Annotated in this window: 10 protein-coding genes and 2 pseudogenes; 7 read left to right on the top strand and 5 right to left on the bottom strand. The window is 63.1% G+C overall.

The genetic code is table 11. The features are described from left to right. Positions 1-63: 63 nt before the first annotated feature. Positions 64-429 (bottom strand): hypothetical protein, encoded by a 366-nt coding sequence (locus tag F1735_RS30970; RefSeq protein WP_167240523.1) that lies wholly within the window; start codon positions 427-429, stop codon positions 64-66. Positions 430-607: 178 nt separating this feature from the next. Between F1735_RS30970 and F1735_RS30965 the strand changes: the two genes are divergently transcribed. The 3 genes from F1735_RS30965 to F1735_RS30955 are packed head-to-tail and all read left to right on the top strand — an operon-like array spanning position 608 to position 5,255. Continuing rightward, positions 608-2,272 (top strand): hypothetical protein, encoded by a 1,665-nt coding sequence (locus tag F1735_RS30965; protein ID WP_167240521.1) that lies wholly within the window; start codon positions 608-610, stop codon positions 2,270-2,272. 50 nt (positions 2,273-2,322) lie between these two features. Next, positions 2,323-4,032 carry an Hsp70 family protein gene (locus tag F1735_RS30960; protein WP_167240519.1) on the top strand — a complete coding sequence of 570 codons (1,710 nt, stop codon included), beginning with the start codon at positions 2,323-2,325 and terminating at the stop codon, positions 4,030-4,032. A gap of 2 nt (positions 4,033-4,034) precedes the next feature. Continuing rightward, the gene (locus tag F1735_RS30955; protein WP_167240517.1) at positions 4,035-5,255 is read left to right on the top strand and encodes a hypothetical protein; all 1,221 of its coding nucleotides are present in this window, start codon (positions 4,035-4,037) and stop codon (positions 5,253-5,255) included. A 16-nt stretch (positions 5,256-5,271) separates the two neighbouring features. Here F1735_RS30955 and F1735_RS30950 read toward each other — a convergent pair whose 3' ends face one another. Further along, complete coding sequence (locus F1735_RS30950) at positions 5,272-6,003, bottom strand: hypothetical protein (RefSeq protein ID WP_167240515.1); 732 nt, start codon at positions 6,001-6,003, stop codon at positions 5,272-5,274. A gap of 150 nt (positions 6,004-6,153) precedes the next feature. Between F1735_RS30950 and F1735_RS30945 the strand changes: the two genes are divergently transcribed. Both F1735_RS30945 and F1735_RS30940 read left to right on the top strand, forming a co-directional pair. Beyond that, a complete protein-coding gene (locus tag F1735_RS30945; protein ID WP_167240513.1) occupies positions 6,154-7,212 on the top strand; it encodes an AI-2E family transporter in 1,059 nt (352 codons plus the stop codon). Between the two features lie 113 nt (positions 7,213-7,325). Next, positions 7,326-7,454 (top strand): annotated as a pseudogene (locus tag F1735_RS30940) (transposase domain-containing protein); the annotation flags it as partial. Between the two features lie 160 nt (positions 7,455-7,614). On the opposite strand, the gene F1735_RS38350 reads toward F1735_RS30940, so the two are convergent. Then, a complete protein-coding gene (locus F1735_RS38350) occupies positions 7,615-7,866 on the bottom strand; it encodes a DUF2726 domain-containing protein (protein ID WP_373888612.1) in 252 nt (83 codons plus the stop codon). A gap of 3 nt (positions 7,867-7,869) precedes the next feature. Here F1735_RS38350 and F1735_RS37605 point away from each other — a divergent pair. Together F1735_RS37605 and F1735_RS30930 are read left to right on the top strand one after the other, a co-directional pair. Beyond that, positions 7,870-8,052: pseudogene (locus tag F1735_RS37605) on the top strand (Arm DNA-binding domain-containing protein); the annotation flags it as partial. A gap of 45 nt (positions 8,053-8,097) precedes the next feature. Then, the gene (locus tag F1735_RS30930) at positions 8,098-9,000 is read left to right on the top strand and encodes a tyrosine-type recombinase/integrase (protein WP_229506047.1); all 903 of its coding nucleotides are present in this window, start codon (positions 8,098-8,100) and stop codon (positions 8,998-9,000) included. Positions 9,001-9,118: 118 nt separating this feature from the next. On the opposite strand, the gene F1735_RS30925 is transcribed toward F1735_RS30930, so the two are convergent. Both F1735_RS30925 and F1735_RS30920 read right to left on the bottom strand, forming a co-directional pair. Next, positions 9,119-9,547 carry a hypothetical protein gene (locus F1735_RS30925; protein WP_167240509.1) on the bottom strand — a complete coding sequence of 143 codons (429 nt, stop codon included), beginning with the start codon at positions 9,545-9,547 and terminating at the stop codon, positions 9,119-9,121. Beyond that, entirely contained in the window at positions 9,535-10,116 is a 582-nt protein-coding gene (locus tag F1735_RS30920; protein ID WP_373888611.1) for a hypothetical protein, read from the bottom strand. Before F1735_RS30920 ends, F1735_RS30925 begins: the two co-directional genes overlap by 13 nt. Between the last annotated feature and the right edge of the window lie 127 nt (positions 10,117-10,243).

Here is a 10,243-nt window from a genome sequence, read left to right as displayed (position 1 = left end):
AAACCGCTTCATTGACTGTCCCGTTCAATTGGGTAGGGACGCTATCGCCCGCGACATTCCGATTCAAGTTGAAAAGGTCCTGCATCGGAAAAGCGGCGCTGCGGCGGTGGTTTGTGCAACATTCAGGTTAGGTCGCGCATGCAAGGCCATCCGGGCGGCCATCTTCCCGCCCATGCCACCGATACAAACTGTGCAGCGCCCGCTCGAATAGTTCAGCCCGGCGTCAGGCGCGAGAAACACCACAAACCGGCCACCCTCTTGCAAGGGCAAATGCTTGTACCAGCTATGCGCGTCACGCACGTGCTCAACGAAGGCGCAATGCTGATCGGCTGATGGCAGGGGCAGCGCCCGCAGCGTTTGCGCGCACCAGGGGTCGGCCGCGTGCGGCAAGTGCGGCTCGGGCGGGCAAGTAGCGTTCTCAGTCGTCATGCTTTTCCTCGTCGTGGCGCCGTTGCCACTATGATACGTACAAATTCCACCGAGCAGTGCCAAACCATTGGTCAATACACGATTGACTGATAATATATTGCCTCAAGGCATACACACAAACCAAAAATCAACTGCCCGGCCCGTTCGCGGCGTCGCCAATTGCAAGGAAACGACTCACATGGCGCTCGCCCAAGCGGTACATGACACGCTGCACCTTGCTGCGGAGGCGGCGTATCAAGCCTTCCTCACGGTGCAACAGGCCGATTTCCCCCTGACCTGCTTCCAGGTCGACAGGCACGGCCGCAGCCAGGCGAGCACCCTGCGCGACGAACTCCCCCTGTCCGCGCCACAGCGGCGCGCGTACATGCATGCCGTGCCGGCCGCCTCGGTGGCCAGTTTCATGCTGTTCAGCGCCAGCGCGCGCTTTAACGACAGTACCGCCACGCGCGGCCTGTACCTGGAATTCGGGCGCGGCCCGCAGGAACTCGACGGCGTAGTGCTGCTGCTGCCGTATGCCACCAAGGCGAGCGCCGGGCGTTTTTTCGCCGGCATGCTGCGCGCGACCGACTGCCCCGCCGCCAGCACGGCGCTGCTGGACGAGATAGTGCAAGCGTTTTGCGCCGTGTTGGGCAGCCACGGCGGGCGCCAGTGGATGCGCGCCCTGGAATTCGACAAGACCGGCGTGCCCAGCCAGGCCGAATTCGAGGCCAGTTCGGCGCCGCTGCCCTTGCGCGCCGCCACCCTCGATCCAGCCAGCACCCAGGCCGACTGCAACAACGAGATCAACCACTACCTCGATGCGCTGGTCGAGCGTTATCCATTTGCGGACGGCCTCGCCTTTCGCGACGCGCTCTACCAGCTGAACCTGGACTTCAGCGTACCCAGCCTGCTGCGCATCGACGATTTCCTGGGACAGGCGGCGGCGTCCCTCGGCATGCCGGAAAGCGACTTCCTCGGCCGCCGCGCCAACCTGAATTTCCTGCACTGCCTGGCGGCGTACTGCGGCAAGGTCATCGCCAAGGCGTCCGCCTCCTGGGTCGACTGGTATACCTGGGATCAGTGGCACAACAAATACCCGAGGCGCGCCAGGCTGGCCGCCACGCCCTGTCCCGCCCTGGTCGCCGAATTCAACGGCGGCGCCGAGGCGGCGCCCTTCCTGCCGGTCGAGCTGATCCTGGGCCGCCTGTTTCGCGGAGAAACGTCCCAGCAGTTCCGCACCGCGCTCACGGGCCTGGCGGCGACGGTACAGGCGAGCCGGCCGCGCCAGATCAACGATGACATGCCGCTGATCCAGCAGATGATCGATGCGCTGCCGCCGCTGGGCATGCACTATCTCGACCTGGCGCGGCCGGACTGGATTGCCGGTGACAGCGTCGAACACTGGTACGACAACTACCGCACCCTGTTCCGGGGTGGACGGGTGGTATGGGGCGTGACGGTGCAAGCCAACTATGCCATTTTCGAACCCGGCAGGGAAGATTGCCTGGGTCAGATCATGTACGACCCGCACGGCATCGTGCCGCCGGAACAGTTGCGCCAGGCCACCAGCCGCTTCATCAAGGTCAAGGGTTGCCGCCTGTCGGACCCGAGGCTGTCGTTCTTTTCCGATTTCCTGACAGAAGAACATGTCAGCGTCTTCGGTTTGCGCATGCCGTACAGCATTTCCAGCGACGATATCTGTACCTCGGCGATCATCTATCCGCGCAAGCATTTGCAGGGCGAGCGGCTGTGCCAGCCGTTCTATCCCCTGCTCATCCACGACGACGTGCCCGGCGTGGCGATGATCCTGCCACGACGCTTCTGGACGCCGGGCCTGCTCGAAATGTATGACGATCTGAGCTGACCGCAGCCAGCACCCGCTCATTTGAACAAGACCAAGCAGGATTTCCGGCAATGATCATCGGCATCGATTTAGGGACCACCAACAGCCTGGCCGCGGTATGGCGCGACGGCAAAGCCGAGCTCATTCCAAACGCGCTCGGGCATGTGCTCACGCCCTCCTGCGTCAGCCTGGCCGACGACGGCGCCATCCTGGTCGGCCTGCCGGCGCGCGACCGCCTGCTGACCAATCCGTCGCTGTCGGCCGCCACCTTCAAGCGCACCATGGGCACCGACAGGCGGATCCGCCTCGGCACGCGCGAGTTTCGCCCGGAGGAATTGTCGGCGCTGGTGCTCAAGTCGCTGGTGGCCGACGCCGAAGCCTTCCTCGGCGAGCCGGTCCACGAAGCGGTGATCACCGTGCCCGCCTACTTTAACGATATCCAGCGCAAGGCCACGCGCATCGCCGGCGAACTGGCCGGCCTGAAAGTCGAGCGCCTGCTCAACGAACCGACCGCCGCCGCCCTCGCCTACGGCTTGCACAACGCGCCGCTCGAATCGCAATATCTGGTGTTCGACCTGGGTGGCGGCACCTTCGACGTGTCGATCCTGGAACTGTTTGCCGGCGTCATGGAAGTGCGCGCCACCGCCGGCGACAATTTTCTCGGCGGCGAAGACTTTACCGACGCGCTGGTCAAAGGCTTTATCGAGCACGTCGGGCGCGACGCCGGCCTGCGCAGCGAAGAATTGACGCCGGCCCAGCACGCCCGGCTGCGCATCGAAGCCGAACGGGTCAAGCGCGCGCTGTCGGGCCACGACCTGGCCACCTTCCGCTTCCAGCCGCACGAGCGCGAACTGTGCTGGGACGTCAGCGCGGCCGACTACGAAACCCTGTGCGCGCCCTTGCTGGCGCGCCTGACGGCCCCGCTCGAACGCACCTTGCGCGATACGGGCATGATGCCGTCCGACCTGGACCGCATCGTGATGGTCGGCGGCGCGACCCGCATGAGCATCGTGTACCGCATGCTGGCGCGCCTGTTCGGGCGCTTTCCCAGCCGCGACATCAATCCCGACGAAGCGATCGTGATGGGCGCGGCCGTGCAAGCCGGCCTGAAGGCGCGCGACGCCGCCCTCAAGGACGTGGTCATGACCGACGTCTGCCCGTATACGCTGGGCATCGAAGTCTGCCAGCGCTACGACACCAACCGCTACCGCGACGGCGTGTTCTCGCCCATCATCGAACGCAATACGACGATTCCGGCCAGCCGCTGCGAAACCTACGGCCCCACCAGCGCCGAGCAGACGGCGGTGCGGATCAAGGTGTTCCAGGGCGAAAGCCGGGACACCAGCGACAACATCGAGCTCGGTTCGCTGTCGGTGCCGCTGCCCGCGCACAGCGCGGCGGACAAGGAAGTCGACGTGCGCTTTACCTACGACATCAACGGCTTGCTCGAAGTGGAAGCGACCGTGCGCGCGACCGGCCTGGTGCGCACCCTGCTGATCGAGCAAAGCCCGGGCGCGATGTCGCCCGATGAGATCGCCCTCAGCCTGGCGGCGATCGCCCGCCTCAAGGTACCCCCGCGCGAATGGGCCGAGGTGCTCGCCGTGCAGGAACGCATGAAGCGGCTGTACGAACAAAGCCTGGGCCAGCGGCGCGCCTGGATCGGCGAGCGGATCGACCAGTTCGACACCATCGTGGCGCGCCAGAACCCGCGCGAAATCGCCAGGGCGGTCCAGATCCTGGGCGACGCCTTGCTGCAGTTTGACACGAGTGCCTTGCTATGAGCATGTGGACCATACTTGGCATCGAGCCCACGCGCGAGCGCCGCGCCATCAAGCTGGCCTACGCCGCGCGCCTGAAACTGAGCAATCCGGAAGACGACCCGCAGGGTTTCCAGGTCCTGCGCGAAGCCTACGAGCGGGCGCTGTCGATGGCCGACAGCATCGTCAACCCGCTGCCGGCGACAGTCGCGTGGGAGGGCGACGCCGGCGAACACGCAGCGCCAGCGGGCGCGGGTTTTCCCGACCTCGGCGCGCTGGAGCGGCCGGCGCGCCCACCTGGCGCGCCGCCGGCGCCGGCAAGCCAGGCGCAACGCCAGGGCGGGCGCGCGCCCCTGCCCGCGCTGGCGCTCGAGCACCCGGTGGCGGGGCCGCTGATCCTGACCGTGCGGCTCGAAACCGACGCCGAGATCGCGCAGCAAGCCGGACAGCGCCACCAACCCGGCCCGCGACCGGTCACGCCCTACTTCAAGCGGCCCGCACCGATCCTCGACAGCGCCACCCTGGCGCGCATGGCGCACCAGTTGTGCGAGCAGCTGCACGCCATCGACGCCGGTGCGCGCGCGGCCCGCTTCGGGGAACTGTTGCGCGAGCACCAATGGGATGCACCCGGGTTCACGCAACAACTGGCGCCGGCGCTGGTGGCCGTCATCGAGGAAAAATGGGACGCGCACAGGCCCCTGCTTGCCCCCATCGGCGCGCATTACGGCTGGCAGAGTAGCGGCGCGGCCCAGCGCAGCGGCGACGTGGCCGTGCTGATGCAGCGCGCGCTGGCACGCGCCTGGAGCGCGCCGATCCTGTCGCTGGCGCCCGGGCATCCGGCACGCACCGCCTTGACCATGCTGGCGGGCGAGCTCGACGAGTCCACAGTCCGGGACGATGCGAAGAATGCGGCCAAGGTCGGGGCCTTGCGCGCCCTGGTGGCGCAGCTCAAGGAAGCGCCGGCGGAGGCCTTGCCGCACCTGGTCAACGCGTACACGCTGGCGTGGTGGACGCGCTTCCTGACGCAGCACGGCAGGCTGCGTGACGTCGACGAGCGTGCCAGGTTGCGCGAGGCCGAGGCGCGCGCCGACCAGCTGATCCAGCGCGCGGCAGTCGAGGCGGAAGGCGCGCGCGTCCCGTCCCTGCTGCGCCCGATCGCGGCCACGCGTGAAGGATGGAAGCGCATCGTGACGGGCGTCTTGCTGGTGATCATCGTTCTGATCGCTGTGAAGATATTCGTGCTGTGAACCGGATCAGCCGGCCTTAGCGGTCCGCCAGGCGATCGCGCGGCACCCAGCCCTGGACTTTCCGTCCGCTCTTTGGATTGGTGTAGTTGGCATACACAAACGCGCCCGAGGCCAGGCTGGTGCTAACGCTGTCGCCCGGCACCACGAACACGCCGGGCATGGCGCAGGCAGGATCGGGCGCGCTCAGCAATTGCAGGCGCCCCGCCCCGCTTACGCGGCTGGCCGGCGGCGCGCTCAAGGGCTTGGCGTTTTTCTGGGCCAGGAAGCCGTTCCCGCTGCACAGGCTCGGCGATGCGAACGCCATGATCACCTCGCCATCCTTCCACTGATAACTTTCCACGGCGGCTTGCGGGTCGGCCCGGTTGCTCAGATGCACCACCGGCTCGGCCCCGGCCATGCCGCTGCCGGCCAGTTCGCGGCAGCTTCCGAATTCCTTGGACAACCGGGGCGCGCCGCTTGATAGTTCCAGCAGCAGATAGACGTGCTTGCAGGTGGTGGCGGCGCGGCGCGCCTGCACCAGCAGATACTCGCGCTCGTCCGTGGAGGCGAGCGGCGACAAGCTGGCGCCGCTGGCGCCGATGGTGGCGATGTTCTTGCCGCCGACGATCAGGTCGGCGCCTTGCGCGCCCGCCGTCACCTCCACCCTGCCGTGGCGGGCGTCGATACTGGTGGCGGGCGCCGCCGCCAGGGCCAGCAGCGGGGCGAACAGGATCGCGGTGCTCAGTTTTTTGATGTGGATAGAGGTCATGTGCGCGCCAAAAAGTAGTTCGTATTCTATCAGCGATGCAAACGCCGGCCCGTGGCCGGTGCGCTTGCGTATCCCAACGCACGCACCTTGGTGATGGGATCGATTATGATGGGGCTACAATCATTATCGAATTCACATCGCCAACATCCTATGCAACAGTTCACGCTCCAGCAAAAATCGTTTCTGCTTCTTCTCGCCGTGGTTACCATCGGCTTCGGCTGGATCCTGGCGCCGTATGCCGGCGCCGTGTTCTGGGGCGTGGTCCTGGCGATCCTGTTCGCGCCACTGAACCGCTGGCTGCTCAAGAAAACCAATAACAAACCAAACCTGGCGGCCTTGCTGACCTTGCTGTCGATCGTGGTGATGGTGATCTTGCCGCTGGCCCTGATCGCGGTGTCGCTGGTCGACCAGGCGGCCACTGTGTACGAGATGGTGCGCGCGGGCGACCTGAGCGTGGGCACCTACTTCAAGAAAATCATGAGCGCGCTGCCGCAGTGGGCGGTGAGCCTGCTGGAACGCTTCGACCTGAGCACCCTGTCGAAGCTGCAGCAGAAAATGACGGAAGGCGCCTCGCAGGTCAGCCAGACCGTGGCGCGCCAGGCGATCAACGTGGGCAGCTATACCTTCGACTTGATGGTCAGCATGTGCATCATGCTGTACCTGCTGTATTTCCTGCTGCGCGACGGGCAATCGCTGGCGGCGCGCATCCGCAGCGCCGTGCCGCTGAGCCGCAAGTACAAGCAGCGCCTGTTCAACAACTTCACCGCCGTGACCCGCGCTACCGTCAAGGGCAACATCCTGGTGGCGATTGCGCAGGGTGCGCTGGGCGGGATGATTTTCTGGCTCCTGGACGTGCAGGCGCCGGTGCTGTGGGGCGTGGTGATGGCCTTCCTGTCGCTGCTGCCGGCCGTTGGCGCGGCGCTGGTGTGGGCGCCGGTGGCGGTGTATTTCCTGGTCACGGGGTCGGTGTGGGAAGGGGTCACCCTGATCGCCTTCGGCGTGATCGTGATCGGCCTGGTCGACAACATCCTGCGCCCGATTTTGGTCGGCAAGGATACCAAGATGCCCGATTATGTGGTGCTGCTCTCCACCGTGGGCGGCATGGCGCTGTTCGGCTTGAATGGCTTCGTGATCGGGCCGGTGGTGGCGGCGTTGTTCATCGCGGCATGGGATTTGTTTGCCTCGGCCAGCGAGTTTCATACGGATTAAGCGACGCCCGATTCCGCATGGCGCTGCCGCGCCTCAGTCGCCCGCCTTGGGGTGCCAGCGCTGCAACGGCGGCTCGGGGGCGGTGAGCGCCTGCAGGCGCTTGTACAACAGCGGCCTGGCTGCGCCATGTGCTGGCCCACATCGCCGATCATCCAGTCAACCGGGTCGACGACTTCCTGCCCTGGAACTGCGCCGCGCAGCTTGCTTCGGCCCAAACAACACGCCGCTTTCCGGCGGGGTGATGCCATCATCGAGCAAATCAACACCAGACTCAAGACGGCCCGGGCTTTACGCTTACGGTTGAACTGTGCCTCTGAAAGTGAACATCACGCGCTCGCTGAGAGCAGGCCAAGTAGCGCCTCACGGATAGTTTCTCAACTGCGTGGTCAAAAGAGCCTGCCTTTACAGCCTGGATTTTCGCTCGCTCCACCGTGCCCGTGCCTCTCTGAGATTCTTTGCAAACGTTGCCCGCTGCTTCTCTGGTAGTGACGCGAAAGTGTCATTGATCACACTATTCTCAATCCTCAGAAGTGGGATGTTGGCAGATGCGAACAAAATATCCTTTACCAAATCGCACGCAATGCGGTCCGGCTCTCCGTGGCTCGGATCGTCAATCTCGATTGTTCCCAGCACCTTGGTTGAAGCATCGCAAATGAGGTGGCCGGTCTCGATCTACAGGTATCAAAGTCGGGTACCAAGAGCTGGATATTCCGCTTCACGTTTGCGAGGAAGCAGCGGGAAATGGGCCTTGGCCCTCTACACACAGTAGGCCTTGCGGATGCCCGTGTCGAGGCGCGTGAGTGCAGAACGATGCTGCTTGCAGGAACAGATCCACTCCAAGCGCGCAGCGCCAGCAAACTCGCAGAAGCACTGGATCGGGCAAAGATGATCACCTTCGATCAATGCGCCAGCGCGTACATAGCAGCACATCGCGGCAGTTGGAAAAATGCGAAGCATGCGAGTCAATGGGAGAATACATTGGAGACCTACGCCGGACTGATCATCGGCGCAATGCCCGTCGCATCCGTCGACACGGCGCTTGTTGTCAAGGTGCTGAATCCAATCTGGCAGGACAAGACAGAAACAGCCACCAGGCTGCGCGGTCGAATCGAGAGTATTCTGGACTGGGCGACGGTTAGCAAATTCCGAGTTGGCGAAAATCCTGCGCGATGGCGCGGCCATCTCGAAAATCTCTTGGCTGACCCGAACAAACTCGGACGAGTCGAACACCACCCAGCTTGGCCGTGGCAGGAACTGGCAGAGTTCATGGTCCAGTTGCGGTCGCGGGAAGGCGTCGCGGCGCGTGCCGTTGATTTCGCCATTCTGACGGCTTGCCATTCTGGGGAAGTACGCGGCGCCGCCTGGGCCGAAATCGATGTGGAAGGGGCGTTGTGGACGATCCCAGCTGAACGTATGAAAGCTGGCCGCGAACATCGCATTCCATTGTCCAGCCCGGCGGTAGAGATCCTCAAGCGCATGCCGCGCGTGGACGATCTCGTGTTCCCTGGGCGGCGGCAAGGCACAGCCCTGTCCGATATGAGCTTGACAGCCGTGCTCCGACGCATGAGCCGGCCCGATATCACGGTGCATGGCTTCCGGTCCACTTTCCGGGGCTGGTGCGCCGAGTCTGTCGCGAACTCGTTTCCCCGAGAGGTTTGCGAGCACGCCCTTGCCCACAGTCTGCCCGACAAAGTGGAAGCCGCTTACCGGCGCGGCGACTTGCTCGTCAAGCGCACCATGCTTATGCAGACGTGGGCCGATTTTTGCGCCGGCAAAATAACGGGCTAGTGCCACGCGCGATGCGTAGCCGAACTGGTGCAGGATCAATTGCGGTACCGCAGCCACGCGCGACGTTCCTGCACCTGTAGCACTCGTCCAAAGACCTGGTGTTGTTACCCGCGCTTGATCAAGATGGATAATTCAAAATACGGCACTGGGTTTGCCAATTCCCTTGCGCAGCCTTTTCGAATACTTTAGGCGACGTCTTGTAGGCGATTAAAAACACGTGCCCGCCTACACACCAAACTCGGGCTCGCAACTTTTGCGTACGTTGCCTTGCTGTGAGATCAACCACTGCAATCTTGAACTCACCGTTTTTTGCAAAGCATAATTCGCGAGGAAAATCTGATTTTCCCTTTCGTATAACATACAGATCTATTTCACGCTTGTCAGGGCTGCGGTAAATTTTATTGATAGCCTGAAGCTGCTTTTGCCATAGTTCCGCATCGTGAGCTGGAAGCTTCTCCCGTACTGCATCGAAAATACTTATTTCAAGCGCCGATAGCTTAGCGCTTGGGGAAAATACGCCTTTCAGTATATCAATCAACGTGGACATTCGCACCCCGCTAAGCCGCTTCCTGCCGCACCATACCCGGTGCCTGCTATGGTGCCTTTATAGACATTCGGAAAGCGAGTCCATTGAGCCATGGCAGTACTCATCAGAGGGTTGGCATTTTTCCACACCTTCGGCATAAACTGACGTCGGTAAGGATCAGATCGTGCGTGTGTTGCGATAGAAACGTAATTTCCGTTAAAAATTGTTCTAGGCCCACCCATACGAGCAGCCAACCAGTGCGAAAACTCCTTCCCAACTCCTGCAGTTCCGGCCGCTTTAACGCCGCCCGCCAAGCCAGTCGCCGCGCTAACGGCAATCCCGGCCCATTCCCCATTACTGTATTCTGAAGTGCACATATCAATCCCGCCGCTGACATCGAAAAGATCACGCAAGCGCTGCCCTTGTGCAAACAGAATCGTGTCACCCATACCCGCGGAAAAATCCATGACGCCCTGCGGAAGTGAAGGCCATTCAAAGAGTCCGAGCGGATCGTTGTACAACAACGGATTTCCGCTCACGTACCCATAGGTGTTGATGCCACCATCGAGCCCGATCGGGTCTGACTGCACATACCGCCCACCCGACGCGCACTTTCCTAAATTTCGCCACTTTCCCTAGTCGAATCAACAGCTTGAAGCAGCTAAATTCAGATGCCGCCCCGGTATTGTTGCAAATTTCCCTAGACACGCATTCTGG

It is taken from the genome of Massilia genomosp. 1, assembly GCF_011682185.1.
Classification (GTDB): domain Bacteria; phylum Pseudomonadota; class Gammaproteobacteria; order Burkholderiales; family Burkholderiaceae_D; genus Telluria_A; species Telluria_A rubra.
The sequence above is the reverse complement of the archived record's forward strand: the minus strand, read 5'-3'. Positions and strand labels throughout refer to the sequence as shown.